General features: G+C 60.3%; 13 protein-coding genes. 10 read left to right on the top strand and 3 right to left on the bottom strand.

Features of this window, described 5'->3' with window-relative positions; genetic code table 11:
* Window positions 1–305: 305 nt before the first annotated feature.
* Window positions 306–650 (bottom strand): hypothetical protein, encoded by a 345-nt coding sequence (locus J3D54_RS02845; protein ID WP_064616254.1) that lies wholly within the window; start codon window positions 648–650, stop codon window positions 306–308.
* A 217-nt stretch (window positions 651–867) separates the two neighbouring features.
* Between J3D54_RS02845 and ppc the strand changes: the two genes are divergently transcribed.
* The 6 genes from ppc (at window position 868) to J3D54_RS02815 (ending at window position 7,468) form a co-directional block, all read left to right on the top strand.
* Complete coding sequence (ppc, locus tag J3D54_RS02840) at window positions 868–3,498, top strand: phosphoenolpyruvate carboxylase (protein ID WP_253416614.1); 2,631 nt, start codon at window positions 868–870, stop codon at window positions 3,496–3,498.
* Window positions 3,499–3,801: 303 nt separating this feature from the next.
* The gene (adk, locus tag J3D54_RS02835; protein ID WP_007940185.1) at window positions 3,802–4,449 is read left to right on the top strand and encodes an adenylate kinase; all 648 of its coding nucleotides are present in this window, start codon (window positions 3,802–3,804) and stop codon (window positions 4,447–4,449) included.
* Window positions 4,450–4,542: 93 nt separating this feature from the next.
* Window positions 4,543–5,217 carry a tRNA (adenosine(37)-N6)-threonylcarbamoyltransferase complex dimerization subunit type 1 TsaB gene (gene tsaB / locus J3D54_RS02830; protein ID WP_253416613.1) on the top strand — a complete coding sequence of 225 codons (675 nt, stop codon included), beginning with the start codon at window positions 4,543–4,545 and terminating at the stop codon, window positions 5,215–5,217.
* Window positions 5,218–5,449: 232 nt separating this feature from the next.
* Window positions 5,450–5,755, top strand: coding sequence for a hypothetical protein (locus J3D54_RS02825; protein ID WP_253416612.1), 306 nt, complete (start codon window positions 5,450–5,452; stop codon window positions 5,753–5,755).
* Entirely contained in the window at window positions 5,755–6,615 is an 861-nt protein-coding gene (locus tag J3D54_RS02820) for a DUF72 domain-containing protein (protein ID WP_253416611.1), read from the top strand. The genes J3D54_RS02825 and J3D54_RS02820 overlap by 1 nt, the downstream gene beginning before the upstream one ends.
* Window positions 6,616–6,646: 31 nt before the next feature.
* Window positions 6,647–7,468 carry an oxaloacetate decarboxylase gene (locus J3D54_RS02815; RefSeq protein ID WP_253416610.1) on the top strand — a complete coding sequence of 274 codons (822 nt, stop codon included), beginning with the start codon at window positions 6,647–6,649 and terminating at the stop codon, window positions 7,466–7,468.
* A 35-nt stretch (window positions 7,469–7,503) separates the two neighbouring features.
* On the opposite strand, the gene J3D54_RS02810 is transcribed toward J3D54_RS02815, so the two are convergent.
* The gene (locus J3D54_RS02810) at window positions 7,504–8,124 is read right to left on the bottom strand and encodes an energy transducer TonB (RefSeq protein WP_253416609.1); all 621 of its coding nucleotides are present in this window, start codon (window positions 8,122–8,124) and stop codon (window positions 7,504–7,506) included.
* Window positions 8,125–8,220: 96 nt separating this feature from the next.
* On the opposite strand from J3D54_RS02810, the gene J3D54_RS02805 reads away from it, so the two are divergent.
* The gene (locus J3D54_RS02805) at window positions 8,221–9,000 is read left to right on the top strand and encodes a class I SAM-dependent methyltransferase (protein WP_253426473.1); all 780 of its coding nucleotides are present in this window, start codon (window positions 8,221–8,223) and stop codon (window positions 8,998–9,000) included.
* A 141-nt stretch (window positions 9,001–9,141) separates the two neighbouring features.
* On the opposite strand, the gene J3D54_RS02800 is transcribed toward J3D54_RS02805, so the two are convergent.
* Window positions 9,142–9,777 carry a TetR/AcrR family transcriptional regulator gene (locus tag J3D54_RS02800; RefSeq protein WP_253416608.1) on the bottom strand — a complete coding sequence of 212 codons (636 nt, stop codon included), beginning with the start codon at window positions 9,775–9,777 and terminating at the stop codon, window positions 9,142–9,144.
* A 93-nt stretch (window positions 9,778–9,870) separates the two neighbouring features.
* Here J3D54_RS02800 and J3D54_RS02795 point away from each other — a divergent pair, with 93 nt between their 5' ends.
* The 3 genes from J3D54_RS02795 to J3D54_RS02785 all read left to right on the top strand — a co-directional run bounded on the left by J3D54_RS02795 (window position 9,871) and on the right by J3D54_RS02785 (window position 15,546).
* Complete coding sequence (locus tag J3D54_RS02795) at window positions 9,871–10,971, top strand: efflux RND transporter periplasmic adaptor subunit (protein WP_253416607.1); 1,101 nt, start codon at window positions 9,871–9,873, stop codon at window positions 10,969–10,971.
* A 6-nt stretch (window positions 10,972–10,977) separates the two neighbouring features.
* Window positions 10,978–14,049, top strand: coding sequence for an efflux RND transporter permease subunit (locus J3D54_RS02790; RefSeq protein ID WP_253416606.1), 3,072 nt, complete (start codon window positions 10,978–10,980; stop codon window positions 14,047–14,049).
* A 156-nt stretch (window positions 14,050–14,205) separates the two neighbouring features.
* Window positions 14,206–15,546, top strand: a complete 1,341-nt coding sequence (locus J3D54_RS02785) for a Fic family protein (RefSeq protein WP_253416605.1) — start codon at window positions 14,206–14,208, stop codon at window positions 15,544–15,546.
* Window positions 15,547–15,651: the final 105 nt, after the last annotated feature.

Raw genomic sequence — 15,651 nt, 5'->3', positions numbered from 1 at the left:
ACTCCTGAAAAACATCTGAACCCATCCTGGGCAAGGAGCCGCAACCTTCGATTTCCAGAGCATATTGAAACGGCCGTCCCAGGCGTGGTTACTGGGTTGACCCGAGGCGTTTTTTAAAAGTTCAGAGAAAATGGCCTGTCGCCGGAAAAACCTTGACCGGGCGGACAAGGCTCAAGGTCGGGAACTTTCGCGATGTCAGGGGGATTGCCGACCTTTTGCATGATCGGACATACGCAATTATTGAAGGGAAGTGCAACTCCTGTGGGAGCGAGCAGGTTCGCTCCCACAGGTTTGAATTGGTCGGGTCAGTGTTTTGGCTTGTCGTTTTCGGTCGACAAATCGTGCAAATGACGACGGGACAACGCGAGAAAACGCGGGGTCGGACCGACATCTTCGTACAGCGGATCGCCTTCTTCATCGGTGGCGACTACTGTCGACCCTTTAACATATGGAAAGCTCGCTTCGAGCTCTTCCAGGGCGGCGCCGATCAATTCTCCGAGCAGCTCTTCAGGGTGCCGCTTGGGGTACATATCGATAATCGCCGCCAGCCGTGCGGCGGCTTCCACGTCCAGACGAATCGTGTAACCAGAGTCGGTCAGGCGACCCTTGGCGTTTTCTTCCCAGTGCTTGGCGAGCTCGCGGATTTTCATAATGACCTCATTGCGCACCTGCTCGTGGCAGGCCGGGTGAGTGTCCGGCGGTGGCCGGTGTAAGCCGTTGTACGGCTTGATGTTGAGATTAGCTGCAACGTTTGGGGTTTGCAGTTCCCCTTCGCTTACTTGTAAGAACCGCTTTACAGCGGCACTCTCTATTCAAAGCCTCTTATACCAAAGCATAGCCGCCCGGATTTTCGCTGGAGAACTGCTGATGACTGATATTGATGCACGCTTGCGCGAGGACGTTCACCTGTTGGGTGAGCTGTTGGGTAACACCATTCGTGAACAGTATGGGGACGGCTTTCTCGACAAGATCGAGCAGATCCGCAAAGGCGCCAAGGCTGACCGTCGCGGTTCGATGGACGCCGAACTCAGCGCCAGCCTCAACCAGTTGAGCGAAGACGAGTTGCTGCCGGTGGCGCGGGCGTTCAACCAGTTCCTCAACCTGGCCAATATCGCCGAGCAATATCAGCTGATTCACCGCCGCGAAGAGTCACAACCCGCGCCGTTCGAGGCCCGCGTGTTGCCGGAGCTGCTCGCTCGCCTGTTGACTGCGGGCCATGACGCCGAATCCCTGGCCCGCCAATTGGGCCGGGTAGACATCGAGCTGGTATTGACCGCGCACCCTACCGAAGTGGCGCGTCGCACGCTGATCCAGAAGTACGACGCGATCGCCGCGCAACTGGCGGCGCAGGATCATCGCGACCTGACCAGCGCCGAGCGCGAACAGATCAAGACCACGTTGCAGCGCCTGATCGCCGAAGCCTGGCACACCGAAGAAATCCGCCGCACCCGCCCGACACCGGTGGACGAAGCCAAGTGGGGCTTTGCAGTGATCGAGCATTCGCTGTGGCAGGCGATTCCCAACTATTTGCGCAAGGCCGATCAGGCCCTGTATGCCGCCACTGGCCTGCACTTGCCACTGGAAGCCGCGCCGATTCGCTTTGCTTCGTGGATGGGCGGCGACCGCGATGGCAACCCGAACGTCACCGCCGCCGTGACCCGCGAAGTATTGCTGCTGGCACGCTGGATGGCCGCCGATTTGTATGTGCGCGATGTCGATCACCTCGCCGCCGAGTTGTCGATGCAGCAGGCCAGCGACGCCCTGAAAGCCAAGGCTGGCGACAGCGCCGAGCCTTACCGCGCGGTACTCAAACAGTTGCGTGAACGCCTGCGCGCGACCCGTAACTGGGCCCAGGCCTCCCTGACGGCCACCACGCCGGCGTCCGCCGATGTGCTGCAAAACAACCGCGACCTGCTGGACCCGCTGGAGCTGTGCTACCACTCGCTGCATGAGTGCGGCATGGGCGTCATCGCCGACGGTCCGTTGCTCGATTGCCTGCGCCGTGCGGTGACATTCGGGCTGTTTCTGGTGCGCCTTGATGTGCGACAGGACTCCTCGCGTCACACCGCGGCCATGACCGAAATCACCGATTACCTTGGCCTGGGCCGTTATGAGGATTGGAGCGAAGAGGAGCGCATCGCCTTCCTGATGCGCGAGCTGAACAATCGCCGGCCGTTGCTGCCGGCGTATTTCAAACCGTCTGCCGACACCGCCGAAGTGCTGGCGACGTGCCGGGAAATCGCTGCCGCGCCGGGGGCCTCCCTCGGCTCGTATGTGATTTCCATGGCTGGCGCCGCTTCCGACGTGCTGGCTGTGCAATTGCTGCTTAAAGAATCCGGTGTATTGCGGCCGATGCGCGTGGTGCCGTTGTTCGAAACTCTCGCCGACCTCGACAACGCGGGCCCGGTGATTGAAAAACTGTTGCTGCTGCCCGGCTATCGCTCGCGCCTGCAAGGGCCACAGGAAGTGATGATCGGCTATTCGGACTCGGCCAAGGACGCCGGCACCACGGCGGCAGCTTGGGCGCAGTATCGGGCGCAGGAGCGTTTGGTCGACATCTGCCGTGAGCAACAAGTGGAACTGCTGTTGTTCCACGGTCGCGGCGGCACCGTGGGCCGTGGTGGCGGCCCGGCGCACGCAGCGATTCTGTCGCAGCCGCCGGGGTCGGTGGCGGGGCGTTTCCGCACCACCGAGCAGGGGGAAATGATTCGTTTCAAATTCGGCCTGCCGGACATCGCCGAGCAAAACCTCAATCTGTACCTGGCGGCGGTGCTGGAAGCGACCTTGCTGCCACCGCCACCCCCTGAGCCTGCCTGGCGCCACTTGATGGACGAACTGGCCGCCGATGGGGTCAAGGCTTACCGCGCCGTGGTGCGGGAAAATCCGCAGTTCGTCGAGTATTTCCGCCAGTCCACCCCGGAACAGGAGTTGGGACGGTTGCCGTTGGGCAGCCGTCCGGCCAAGCGCCGGGCTGGCGGCATTGAAAGCCTGCGGGCCATTCCGTGGATTTTCGGCTGGACCCAGACGCGCCTGATGCTGCCAGCCTGGCTTGGCTGGGAAGCGGCGCTGAGCAAGGCGCTGGAGCGCGGTGAAGGGGCGTTGTTGGGGCAAATGCGTGAGCAATGGCCGTTCTTCCGGACCCGCATCGATATGCTGGAGATGGTGTTGGCCAAGGCCGACGCCGATATTGCCCGGTCTTACGATGAGCGCCTGGTCGAGCCGGATTTGCTCCCTTTGGGCGCGCATTTACGCGACCTATTGTCGCAGGCTTGCTCGGTGGTCCTGGGGTTGACTGGTCAGTCTCAGCTGCTGGCACATAGCCCAGACACCCTTGAATTCATCCGCTTGCGCAACACCTACCTCGACCCGCTACATCTATTGCAGGCCGAACTGTTGGCCCGTTCACGGCAACAGGACGAGGCGCAGGGCAGCCCGGTAGAACAGGCGTTGCTGGTGTCTGTGGCGGGGATTGCCGCCGGTTTGCGAAATACCGGCTAAGGTTTTCGTCATAGGGAACAGGCACTCGGTGCGAACGTCGAGTGCCTGATGGCGAGCGCTTGAAAAGGTCTGTCACGCGACAGTTAATGATGGGGTTGCGACTTGGGGTACCCCTTCAAAAGGGCTCGTCCGGCGCAGGTTTCTCCGACTTTCGGCGGCTTGTGTGGGCAGGGCCTGCTGTGTATCTTGATCAGCCTTTGGCCGTTTGGGCGGTCACGACCCTATTTTTTGAGATTGGCCCTACGAGGCGAATCCATTGTTTTGTTTAAGTAATTCTAAATAAAAAATTGAGGAGCACATCTAATGCGCGTCATTCTGCTGGGAGCTCCCGGGGCCGGTAAAGGTACTCAGGCTAAGTTCATCACCGAGAAATTCGGCATTCCGCAAATCTCTACCGGCGACATGCTGCGTGCTGCGGTAAAAGCCGGCACCGAGCTGGGCGTCAAAGCCAAAAGCATCATGGATGCCGGTGGTCTGGTCTCCGACGATCTGATCATCGCGCTGGTCAAGGACCGTATCGCGCAGCCTGACTGTGCCAACGGTTTCCTGTTCGACGGTTTCCCGCGCACCATTCCGCAAGCTGAAGCGTTGGTAGAAGCTGGCGTGGAACTGGACAACGTGGTCGAAATCGCCGTCGATGACGAAGAAATCGTTCAGCGTATCGCCGGTCGTCGCGTTCACGAGGCCAGCGGCCGCGTGTACCACACCGTCTACAACCCGCCGAAAATCGCTGGCAAAGACGACATCACCGGTGAAGAGCTGGTGCAGCGCAAGGACGACACCGAAGAAACCGTGCGTCATCGCCTGTCGGTCTACCACTCCCAGACCAAACCATTGGTGGAGTTCTACCAAGGCCTGGCCGCTGCTCAAGGCAAGCCGAAGTACAGCCATATTCCGGGTGTCGGCTCGGTTGAGACGATTACCGGCAAGGTGCTTGAAGCACTGAGCTGAAAAGTCTGATCGGCTTCATCTTCTACGGCCCGCTTGCGGGCCGTAGTTGTTTATACTGGCGCACTTTTTCAGACCTCTCTTACGGATACATCGATGAGCACCTTGCTGGCCCTGGACACCGCGACTGAAGCTTGCTCCGTTGCTTTGCTGCATGACGGCAAGGTCACGAGCCATTACGAGGTGATCCCGCGCCTGCATGCACAGAAGCTGCTGCCGATGATCCAGCAACTGCTGGCCGATGCCGGGACCACCCTGCAAGCGGTCGATGCCATTGCGTTCGGTCGCGGGCCGGGCGCGTTCACCGGGGTGCGCATCGCCATCGGCGTGGTGCAGGGGCTGGCGTTTGCGCTGGACCGTCCGGTATTGCCGGTCTCCAATCTCGCCGTGCTCGCCCAGCGGGCTTATCGCGAACACGGCGTCAGCCAGGTCGCGGCGGCCATCGATGCGCGCATGGATGAGGTGTATTGGGGCTGCTACCGCGAAACGGCGGGGGAGATGCGGCTGGTGGGCAATGAAGCGGTATTGCCTCCGGAAGCCGCCGCGTTGCCGGTCGATGCCAGCGGCGAGTGGTTCGGCGCGGGTACCGGTTGGGGTTATGCCGAGCGTATTGCCATCAACCTGAGCGGCCAGGACGCGGGCATGTTGCCCCACGCCGAAGACCTGCTGACCCTGGCGCGTTTCGCCTGGGAACGCGGTGAAGCGATCGTGGCCGATCAGGCGCAGCCGGTTTATTTGCGCGATAAAGTCGCGACGCCCAAAGCGCGTTAATTTCCCAGACCGAGCCGGTCCAATCGCGGGCAAGCCCGCTCCCACAGGGTACGCGGAGATCCTGTGGGAGCGGGCTTGCCCGCGATGACGGTCTACCAGCCAGCGCCAATCGTCAATTTCTAACCCGCGCTTTTAAACCTTTTCGCTTTTATGTGTTCTAGTTATCACTCGGCGGTTTGCGAAGTGGGCTATGCGCCACTAGACTGCCATCATCGATACCGAGCATGCACTTATGCGTATAGACGGCGTTTCCTCTCAGTCCTACCCGATCAAGCGCAAGCCTCGCAAAGGCCAGGTGGTGGAAGACGACTCCGTCGATATCGACGGCGAGCTGGAATTCCCTACCGAAGAGCAACTGGCCGCCCGCGCTGCTAAAGCCTCCGCGCAACGTCTGAGCAATCTCCCCGCGCGTCAACAAGACATGATCTATCACCGCGCCATGAGCAAAAGCGTGGCGATGGCACTGGCCAGTTACCTGAGCACCGCCACGTTTGTCGATTGGGATGCGGATGTACTGGGTCTCGATCTGTACATCTGATGGTGCTGCCTTATTACCTCGGCTGCCCGTCCTGGAGTGAAAACGCCTGGCGCGAATACCTGTATCCCCAAGACGCCAGGCCCGCCGAGTTTCTCAATCTTTATTCGCAAGTATTCAACGCCGTGGAAGGCAATACGACCTTCTACGCGAGCCCGGCTGCCGCTACGGTGCAGCGCTGGGCCCAGACCATGCCCGAACACTTTCGCTTCACCGCCAAGTTCCCCGGCGACATCAGCCACAGCGGTGACCTGCGCGAACAACTGACCGCCGTCGAGACCTTTCTGCAATTGCTCAGCCCTCTGGGTGAGCGGGTTTCTCCCCTCTGGCTGCAATTATCGAAAAGCTTCACCCCTCAACGATTGTCCGAGCTGGCCGGCTTTATCGATGCGGTGGACCGGCCCTTGGCGGTCGAAGTGCGGCATGACGAATTCTTTGCCAAGGGAGATGCCGAGCGAATGCTCAATCGCCTGTTGCTGGACCGCGGTGTCGAGCGCATTTGCCTCGATCCGCGCGCGTTGTTCAGCTGTACCTCGACCGATCCTTCGGTGCTCCACGCTCAATCGAAAAAGCCCAGAGTGCCGCCTCGCCCTGCGGCGTTCACTCAGTTTCCGCAGGTGCGTTTCATCGGCCATCCGGAGCTTGAAGCCAACGATCCGTTCCTGGTGCCGTGGGTCGAGAAAATCGCCGTCTGGATCGAAGAGGGCCGCACGCCGTATATCTTCCTGCACACCGCCGATAACCTGCTGGCGGCGAAACTGGCTCAACGTTTTCACGCACAACTGATGTTACGTTTGCCTGGCTTGCCGTCGCTGCCTGAGCTATACAGAGAACCCGCCGCCGAGCAACTTGGCTTGCTCTGAAGCGGGTTTTCCCTTTTTCAGGAGTCTGCCAATGGATGCGCAAACCCTTCGAGCCCAGGCGTTCAAAGCACTGCATGAACGCGAGGGCGCTTTTGTCATTCCCAACCCCTGGGACGCCGGCTCGGCGAAAATGCTCGCCAGCCTTGGCTTCGAGGCGCTGGCGACGACCAGTGCCGGCTACGCCTTTTCCCAGGGCCGCCCCGATGGTGGGTTGACGCTCGACGATACCCTGGCGAACGTTCGAGCGATTGTCGCGGCCACCGACCTGCCAGTCGCGGTCGATCTGGAAAACGGTTTCGCTGACGACCCCGCCGAGTGCGCCCAAAGTATTCTGCGGGCCGCCCAGGCTGGTGCCGTTGGCGGCTCGATCGAAGATGCCACGGGGCGCGAGGACGGTCCCATCTACTGCTTCGAGCATGCGGTGGCGCGCATCGAAGCTGCCGTCGCTGCGGCGCGCAGTTTGCCTTTCCCCTTCACGTTGACGGCCCGTGCCGAGAACTTTCTGCACGGCAATCCAGACCTCGACGATACCATTCGCCGTTTGCAGGCGTTCGCCGAGGCCGGCGCGGACGTGCTTTACGCACCGGGCCTGCGCAGTGCTGAAGAAGTCTTGGCGGTGGTCCGCGCCGTGGCGCCGAAACCGGTGAATGTGTTGATGTCCGGCGGGCTCAAGCTGACGGTGGCGCAGTTGAGTGAAATGGGCGTCAAACGCATCAGCGTCGGTTCGGCCCTGGCGTTGGCAGCGTATGGCGAGTTCTTGCGCGCGGCCGAGGAAATCCAGCAACACGGGACTTTCGGCTTCACTTCCCGGTCGATGCCGTTCCAGAAGGCCAATCAATTCTTCAAAGGCTGACGAGGTCGGGCCGTGATGGCTGGGCCGCTGAGGGGTTATGCGGCGATGCGCAGGTTCTGCAGAACGATCGGGCGCGCCCAGCCGTTATCGAAATCGAGTTGTTTCTGCTGTTCCACCAACTCTTGCGGTGAGAACGGCGGGAACGGCTTGTCCAGCAGGTCGAGCTCGAACTCGGCAATCGGCAAGTGCAGCGGGCGCGGTTGCGGCGCAACGCCAGGCTCGGGCAGCGGTTGACCGGCGGTCAGCACGATCGGGCGAACCCAGCCGCTTTCGAAGTCCTGTTGTTTCTGTTGCGCGACGATTTCTTCCGGCGGGAACGGTGGGAACGGTTTGTCGGCCAGGTCCATTTCGAGCTCGGCAATCGGCAGGAACAATGGCTCCGGCGGGCGGACTTCGGTTTCTTTCACATCACATTCACGCTGGGAAATGATGTGCGCCAACAGCTCGCTGCCGACGGTCGGTTCGACCGGGCTGTCGAGATCGACCGGTGGGAAGTTGAGAGACGCCGGCACCACATCGCCCGACTGATCGGCCAGGGCCTGGGCAAAAAAATCTTGCCACAGGTGACTGACGCCGCTCAGTGCTTGGGAATTTCGCAGGCCAAAATCGCCGTGGGGCGAGATATAGCCTATCGATGTGCGTTGAATGCCTGACATTTTTCTCGGTCGACGCTCAGCTCTGGCAAAATGCTCGATAGTTTGGTTATCGGCCGTTTTTGCCGATCATTAATTTTTTGAGCGTGTTTTCCCATGATTGAGCAACCTGCGGCCTGCCGCATCCATGTCGAAGCCTTGGGCGCGACTTTCCAGCCACAGGCCGAGCAATGGGCCGAGCGCCTGGGTTTGCCGCTGCAGGTGGATGACGGCGAGTTTGCCTTACAGGTGGGCGAGCAGGGGTTGCAGCTGCAACAACTGGGGCCGGACGCACCGGGGCCGGTGCGGGTGGACTTTATCGAGGGTGGTGCGGCCCATCGTCGGTTGTACGGCGGCGGCAGCGGTCAGATGATCGCCAAAGCGGTTGGCATCGCCCAGGGCGTGCGCCCACGGGTGCTGGACGCCACGGCGGGGTTGGGCAAGGATGCGTTCGTGCTGGCCAGCCTGGGCTGCGAGATGAGCCTGATCGAGCGTCAGCCGCTGATCGGCGCCTTGCTTGAGGATGGTCTGGCGCGCGGCGCGGAAGACTTCGACGTGGCGCCGATCGTGGCGCGGATGCGTTTGCTCAAAGGCAATTCGATCGAGGTGATGCGCAACTGGGAAGGCGAGCCGCCGCAGGTGATCTACCTCGATCCGATGTTTCCCCATCGTGAGAAAACCGCGTTGGTGAAGAAGGAAATGCGCCTGTTCCGGCCGCTGGTCGGCGATGACCCGGATGCGCCGGCCCTGCTCGAAGCGGCGTTGGCCCTGGCCAGTCACCGGGTAGTGGTCAAACGCCCGCGCAAGGCGCCGTGCATCGATGGGCCGAAGCCGAGCCATGCGCTGGACGGCAAGTCCAGCCGGTATGACATTTATCCGAAGAAAGCGCTCAAGGCTTAAGACCGTGTCGCCTTCATCGCGGGCAAGCCACGCTCCCACAGGTTTTGTGTTGGGCACACTATTTGAGATCACCTCGGAACCTGTGGGAGCGGGCTTGCCCGCGATGGCGTCAGCCCTGACACCCAATATCTATCAGGCCGGTTAAGGCCGATACGCCCGCATAAACAACCCCACCACCTCCCGCACATGGGCTTCGGCCGCATCCCCGGTTACCGGCTCGCCGCAGCCATACAGCAAGCGGAAATTCCCCGCGCCCTTGAGCAGGCAGAAAAAGTGCTCGGCGGCATTGCGTGGTTTGTCGATGCTTAGCAGGTCGCTCTGATCGATCTTGCTTAGCAGCCGCTCCATGCCGTGCAGCATGCGTTCCGGCCCGGCCTCGAAGAAGATCTGTGAGAGTTTCGGGTCCTGGCTGCCCAGCGTCATCATCAGCCGGTGCAGGTTCACCGATTCGTCACTGTTGATCAGTTGATGAAAGCCATGTGCGATGTTCAGCAGCACGGTTTCCACGGCAATGCCGTCCGGCAATTCAAAAACCAGCGGAGGCAATTGCTCCTCGCATTTGGCCACGACAGCGGAGGAGAACAGCGTCTCCTTGTCGTTGAAATGGCTGTAGACCGTCAGCTTCGACACACCGGCCTCAGTCGCTACGGCATCCATGCTGGTGTTGGCGTAACCCTTACTCAGAAACAGGATTTTTGCCGCGTCGAGGATTGCCTGGCGCTTGGCCAGATCCTTGGGGCGGCCCGGACCGCTGGGTGGGGAAAGATTGTCTGACATTCTTCGCTTTAATACTGGACTGGTGAGTTTGCTATTAATAACATACTGGCCAGTATAATTATTCCAAGCACCATTAGCGAAAGGTCCTTCACCATGCTGCGCTATGCCTTGTCCCTCGCGTTGCCGGTCAGTCTGGCTTTTTTACTGTCTGCGTGTGGCCACGAAGAGGCTCCTCAAGTTACCGTCCGCCCGGCCATGGTGGTGCAGCCAGAGCCTTCGGCGCAGGCAATGGAAAGTTACCCGGGTGAAGTCCGCGCGCGGTATGAACCGGACCTGGCCTTCCGTATTGGCGGCAAAGTCAGCCGACGACTGGTCGAAGAAGGGCAGCGGGTCAAGGCTGACCAACCCCTGGCGGAACTCGATCCTCAGGACGTGCGCCTGCAACTGGAAGTCACCCGTGCCCAGGTCGCGGCCGCCGAGGCCAATCTGAGCATGGTTCGCGCCGAGCGTGATCGTTACAAGACCCTGATGGAACGGCAGATGGTCAGCCGTTCGCAGTACGACAATGCGGAAAACCTCTACCGCTCCGGTGAGGCACGCCTCAAGCAAATCAAAGCCGAATTCAACGTCTCGACCAATCAGGCCAGTTACGCGGTGCTGCGTGCGCCACAGGATGGTGTGGTGGCCAAACGCGCGGTTGAAGTCGGGCAAGTGGTGGCGGCCGGGCAAACTGTCTTTACCCTCGCCACCGATGGCGAGCGCGAAGTATTGATCAGTTTGCCGGAACAGAGCTTCGGCCGTTTCAAGGTCGGTCAGCCGGTCTCGGTGGAACTCTGGACTCAACCCGACCAGCGTTTCTCCGGGCGCATCCGTGAGTTGTCGCCTGCCGCCGATCCCAAATCCCGCACCTTCGCCGCCCGTATTGCGTTTACCGCCGGCAAGGTCCCCGCCGAACTCGGCCAGAGCGCCCGGGTGTTTATCCAGACCGCTGAAGCGGTGCCGTTGTCGGTGCCGCTGTCGGCGGTCACCGCGGAAAACGGTGCCACCTACGTGTGGGTGGTCGGCGCCAACAACACCTTGAAAAAAGTCCCGGTGCGGGTCGGTGCATTCGGCGAGAAAACCGTGCCGGTGCTCGAAGGCCTGAACGCCAGCGATTGGGTGGTGGCGGCCGGTGTTCATGTGCTTCACGACGGGCAGCAAGTGCGCCCGGTGGATCGCTCCAACCGCGTGGTCAATCTGGCGCACAAGGAGTAATCCCCGATGGGTTTCAATCTTTCCGAATGGGCGCTGCGTAACCGCCAGATCGTACTGTTTCTGATGCTCTTGCTGGCTGTGGTCGGCGCGTTGTCCTACACCAAGCTCGGCCAAAGCGAAGACCCGCCGTTCACGTTCAAGGCCATGGTAATTCGTACCAACTGGCCGGGGGCCACAGCCGAGGAAGTGTCGCGCCAGGTCACCGAGCGTATTGAAAAGAAACTGATGGAAACCGGCGAGTACGAACGGATCACCTCGTTCTCCCGCCCGGGCGAGTCCCAGGTGACGTTCATGGCGCGGGATTCGATGCATTCGGTGGATATCCCGGACCTCTGGTATCAGGTCCGCAAGAAGATCAGCGACATCCGTCAGACGCTGCCACCGGGTATTCAGGGGCCGTTTTTCAACGATGAATTCGGCACCACCTTCGGCAACATCTACGCCCTGACCGGCAACGGTTTTGATTACGCGGTGCTCAAGGATTACGCCGACCGCATCCAGATTCAGCTGCAACGGGTCAAGGATATGGGCAAGGTCGACCTGATCGGGTTGCAGGACGAGAAGATCTGGATCGAACTCTCCAACGTCAAACTGGCCACCCTCGGGGTGCCGTTGGCGGCGGTGCAGCAGGCGCTTGAAGAACAGAACGCGATGTCTACCGCTGGTTTCTTCGAAACCACCAGCGAGCGTTTGCAGCTACGGGTCTCGGGGAATTTTCAGACGGTTGACGAGATCAAGAACTTCCCGATCCGCGTCGCTGATCGCACGTTCCGCATCGGCGATGTGGCGAACGTTCGTCGTGGCTTCAACGATCCACCGGCGCCGCGCATGCGCTTCATGGCTGATGACGCCATCGGTCTGGCGGTGGCCATGAAGGACGGTGGCGATATTCTGGTGCTGGGCAAGGCGCTGGAAATCGAGTTCGCCCGGATCCAGAAAAACCTTCCGGCCGGCATGCAATTGCGCAAAGTGTCCGATCAACCCGCCGCGGTGAAAACCGGTGTTGGCGAGTTTGTTCAGGTGCTGGTGGAGGCCCTGGCGATTGTGTTGCTGGTGAGCTTCTTCTCCCTCGGTGTGCGTACCGGCATGGTGGTGGCGCTGGCGATTCCGCTGGTGTTGGCGATGACCTTCGCCTGCATGTATTACCTCGGCATCGGTCTGCACAAGATTTCCCTCGGCGCGCTGGTGCTGGCGCTGGGCTTGCTGGTGGATGACGCGATCATCGCCGTGGAAATGATGGCGATCAAAATGGAGCAGGGCTTCGACCGGATCAAGGCTGCCAGCTACGCCTGGACCAGCACCGCGTTCCCGATGCTCACCGGTACGTTGATCACCGCTGCCGGTTTCCTGCCGATTGCCACCGCGCAATCGGGCACCGGCGAGTACACCCGCTCGATCTTCCAGGTGGTGACCATCGCGCTACTGGCGTCGTGGGTGGCGGCTGTGGTCTTTGTGCCTTATCTGGGGGCGAAACTTCTGCCGGACCTGGCGAAAATTCACGCCGCCAAACACGGCACCGGCGACGGCCAACCCGACCCTTACGGCACGCCGTTCTACCAGCGCGTCAGACGGCTGGTGGAGTGGTGCGTGCGCCGGCGCAAAACGGTGATCGTGCTGACCATCGTGATGTTCGTCGCGTCCGTGGTGCTGTTCCGTTTCGTGCCGCAGCAGTTCTTCCCGGCATCGGGGCGACTGGAATTGATGGTTGATCTGAAACTCGCCGAAGGTGCCTCCCTGAGCAACACCGCCGAGGAGGTCAAGCGTCTTGAAGGTCTGCTCAAGGATCACGCCGGGATCGACAATTACGTGGCTTATGTCGGCACCGGTTCGCCGCGTTTCTACCTGCCATTGGACCAGCAACTTCCGGCCGCGAGCTTCGCGCAGTTTGTCGTCCTGGCCAAAACCATCGAAGACCGCGAAACCCTGCGCACCTGGCTGATCGAAACCCTCAACGAACAATTCCCGGCCCTGCGCTCGCGGGTCACGCGTCTGGAGAACGGCCCGCCGGTCGGCTATCCGGTGCAGTTCCGGGTCACCGGTGAACACATTGCGGACGTCCGCGCCCTGGCGCGTAAAGTTGCGGCCAAGGTTCGCGAGAATCCACACGTGGCCAACGTGCATCTGGACTGGGAAGAGCCGAGCAAGGTCGTGTACCTGAACGTCGATCAGGACCGCGCGCGGGCACTGGGCGTGAGCACGGCGAACCTCTCGACTTTCCTGCGAGGCTCGCTGACCGGTGCCAGTGTCAGCCAGTACCGCGAAGACAACGAGTTGATCGAGATCCTGCTGCGCGGCACGGTGCATGAGCGTACCGAACTGGCGTTGCTGCCGAGCCTGGCCGTGCCGACCGACAACGGTCGCAGCGTGGCGCTGTCGCAGATTGCCACGCTGGAATACGGCTTCGAAGAAGGCATCATCTGGCACCGTAACCGCCTGCCCAACGTGACGGTTCGCGCCGACATCTACGGCAAGGAACAACCGGCGACACTGGTACAGCAAATCATGCCGACCCTCGATCCGATCCGCGCCGAACTGCCGGACGGCTATCTGCTGGAAGTCGGCGGTACGGTGGAAGACTCGGCCCGTGGGCAGAACTCGGTGAAGGCCGGGGTGCCGTTGTTCATTGTGGTGGTGCTGACGTTGCTGATGCTGCAACTGCGCAGTTTCTCACGCACTGCCATGGTGTTTCTGACGGCGCCGCTGGGGTTGATCGGGGTGACGTTGTTTCTGATGGTGTTCCGTCAGCCGTTCGGCTTCGTCGCCATGCTCGGGACCATCGCCTTGTCCGGGATGATCATGCGCAACTCGGTGATTCTGGTGGACCAGATCGAGCAGGACATCGCTGCCGGGCTCAAGCCTTGGCAGGCGATTATCGAGGCGACGGTGCGACGTTTCCGGCCGATTGTGTTGACGGCGTTGGCGGCGGTACTGGCGATGATTCCATTGTCGCGCAGTGTGTTTTTCGGGCCGATGGCGGTGGCGATCATGGGCGGGCTGATTGTGGCGACGGCGTTGACGTTGCTGTTCTTGCCGGCGTTGTATGCGGCTTGGTTCAGGGTCAAGAAAGAGCCCGTTTGATCTTGGCGGCCTCGACCTCGTGGTTTGGCTCACCGCATTCCCTTGTAGGAGCGGCCTGCGGCGGCTCCTACATGTATTTCAGATCCGTCTGATATTGAGTCAGAGCAAGGGCGGTGCTGTACTCAAGGCTCAGTTTCGTGAGTTTTTGAGACAATGATGAAAAAGCCGCCCATGCTGAAGGGCAGATCCGACCCGGTGTTCGATCGGTTGGGGCAATCGCCCAATAAGGAACGCCTCTCGGACTACCTCGCACTGCTCAAGCCTCTGGACGATCAGGGGCGTTACCTTCCATTCGATGACTTGCGCTACCGCTGGGCGCCGGGGCTGGACTCGAATCTGTGCTGGGCCTTGGTCAAAAAAGCCCGGACCGCCCAGTACTCAACCCTTCTGCCATTGGGCGAACCTGTCCAATGGGGCCGCTTCGTGCTCACGCCGCTGGCGCAGAAAGCGATTTCTGCCGTCGATCGGCAAGCAACAACGGCAGCGCTGGAACACATGACCAGCCAGATCGGCGAGCACGCGCATTTCAGCTACCTGCTCAACGATCTGATCGAAGATGAAGCAATCAGCAGCAGCCAACTCGAAGGTGCGGCAACCACTACCCGAGTAGCCAAAGATATGCTCAAGCGCAAGCGGCTGCCGCGTACGCCGGATGAGCGGATGGTCATCGGCAACTACAAAATGATGAACTTCGCCTGGGAAAAGCGTTATGAACCCTTGAGCGTCGAGCTGATTACGGCGATGCATCGTGTCGGCGTGGAGGGCATCGACGACACTCAATATTCACCCGGGGCTTTCAGGGCCAACGATGATGTGGTGGTGCAGGATGGCGAGGGCAATACCGTTCATACACCGCCGCCCGCAGCAGGGCTGGTGTCACGGCTGCAGGTGCTGTCGAATTGGATCAATCAGTCCCACAACGACCCCTATCAAGTGGATTATCTTCATCCGTTGATAAAAGGCATCGCCCTGCATTTTGCGTTGGGTTATGAGCATCCTTTTCGCGACGGCAACGGCCGGGTTGCCCGAGCGCTGTTTTACTGGTTCATGTTCAAGAATGACTTCTCGGCCTTTCGGTATATAGCGATCAGCATTTTGCTGCGCAATGCGCCGGTGAAATATGGCCGCTCGTATCTGAATACGGAAGCTGATGAACTGGACCTGACTTATTTCATCGATTTCCAGTGTTCGGTGATTCTGCGTGCCGTCAGTGGTTTTACTGAGGCTTATCGGAAAAGTCTGGCTTATGCCGAGAACTTTGATCGATGGTTGTTGGAATCCGGTTTTTTCGATCAATTGACCGAGAGGCAACGAGCTGTATACCAAGTGGCCAAGAGTGGAATGGCCAAGGAATTTACGGCGGTCAATGTGAAGGAGAATCTGGACTGTTCTTACAACACTGCGTCGTCGACCTTGAATGGGTTGGTTGAGTTGAACGTATTCGAGAAGAGGAAAATGGGCAGGGAGTGGGTGTTCTTCTTGCGCGGAGCGCCGTAGGCGCTGGCAAGCTGCCATTCTTGACCTGTGACATAAATGAAAAGCCCGCCGATCCTTTAAAAGGTCAGCGGGCTTTTTGTTGAGTCTGATTATTCCCAACACATG

Origin of the sequence: Pseudomonas sp. GGS8, assembly GCF_024168645.1 — a bacterium.
Classification (GTDB): Bacteria; Pseudomonadota; Gammaproteobacteria; order Pseudomonadales; family Pseudomonadaceae; genus Aquipseudomonas.
The sequence above is the reverse complement of the archived record's forward strand: the minus strand, read 5'-3'. Positions and strand labels throughout refer to the sequence as shown.

Coding starts and splice junctions, on each gene's coding strand:
- J3D54_RS02845 (WP_064616254.1), bottom strand. CDS start 650: ATGAAAATCCGCGAGCTCGCCAAGCACTGGGAAGAAAACGCCAAGGGT.
- ppc (WP_253416614.1), top strand. CDS start 868: ATGACTGATATTGATGCACGCTTGCGCGAGGACGTTCACCTGTTGGGT.
- adk (WP_007940185.1), top strand. CDS start 3,802: ATGCGCGTCATTCTGCTGGGAGCTCCCGGGGCCGGTAAAGGTACTCAG.
- tsaB (WP_253416613.1), top strand. CDS start 4,543: ATGAGCACCTTGCTGGCCCTGGACACCGCGACTGAAGCTTGCTCCGTT.
- J3D54_RS02825 (WP_253416612.1), top strand. CDS start 5,450: ATGCGTATAGACGGCGTTTCCTCTCAGTCCTACCCGATCAAGCGCAAG.
- J3D54_RS02820 (WP_253416611.1), top strand. CDS start 5,755: ATGGTGCTGCCTTATTACCTCGGCTGCCCGTCCTGGAGTGAAAACGCC.
- J3D54_RS02815 (WP_253416610.1), top strand. CDS start 6,647: ATGGATGCGCAAACCCTTCGAGCCCAGGCGTTCAAAGCACTGCATGAA.
- J3D54_RS02810 (WP_253416609.1), bottom strand. CDS start 8,124: ATGTCAGGCATTCAACGCACATCGATAGGCTATATCTCGCCCCACGGC.
- J3D54_RS02800 (WP_253416608.1), bottom strand. CDS start 9,777: ATGTCAGACAATCTTTCCCCACCCAGCGGTCCGGGCCGCCCCAAGGAT.
- J3D54_RS02795 (WP_253416607.1), top strand. CDS start 9,871: ATGCTGCGCTATGCCTTGTCCCTCGCGTTGCCGGTCAGTCTGGCTTTT.
- J3D54_RS02790 (WP_253416606.1), top strand. CDS start 10,978: ATGGGTTTCAATCTTTCCGAATGGGCGCTGCGTAACCGCCAGATCGTA.
- J3D54_RS02785 (WP_253416605.1), top strand. CDS start 14,206: ATGAAAAAGCCGCCCATGCTGAAGGGCAGATCCGACCCGGTGTTCGAT.